We start from the raw sequence: 595 nt of genomic DNA, 5'->3' as shown, positions 1-595 counted from the left end.
TACCCCCACCTCATCCCCGCATTTTTCAACATGCGTGGGTTCGGGCCTCCAGTGCGTGTTACCGCACCTTCACCCTGGACAGGGGTAGATCACCCGGTTTCGGGTCTACGTCCACGTACTCATTCGCCCTATTCAGACTCGCTTTCGCTGCGGCTTCAGCTCTTCACCTTAACCTTGCACGGGAACGTAACTCGCCGGTTCATTCTACAAAAGGCACGCCATCACCCATAGATCGGGCTCTGACTTCTTGTAAGCACACGGTTTCAGGATCTATTTCACTCCCCTTCCGGGGTGCTTTTCACCTTTCCCTCACGGTACTGCTTCACTATCGGTCGCCAGGGAGTATTTAGCCTTGGCAGATGGTCCTGCCGGATTCATACGGGATTTCACGTGCCCCGCACTACTCGGGATCCGTCTCGGAGGGAACGGGTTTTGAACTACAGGGCTTTTACCTTCTCTGGCGGGCCTTTCCAGACCTCTTCATCTAACCGGTTCCTTTGTAACTCCATGTGAGACGTCCCACAACCCCAAGGAGCAAGCTCCTTGGTTTGGGCTAATCCGCGTTCGCTCGCCGCTACTGACGGAATCACTATTG

General features: G+C 55.0%; 1 rRNA gene. It reads right to left on the bottom strand.

Annotation, left to right across the window (positions count from 1 at the left end):
* Positions 1-595, bottom strand: a 23S ribosomal RNA gene (locus C400_RS0126010); the annotation flags it as partial.

The sequence above is a fragment of the Paenibacillus sp. ICGEB2008 genome (assembly GCF_000307675.1).
GTDB lineage: Bacteria > Bacillota > Bacilli > Paenibacillales > Paenibacillaceae > Paenibacillus > Paenibacillus polymyxa.
This window is presented reverse-complemented; position numbering and strand designations above follow the sequence as displayed.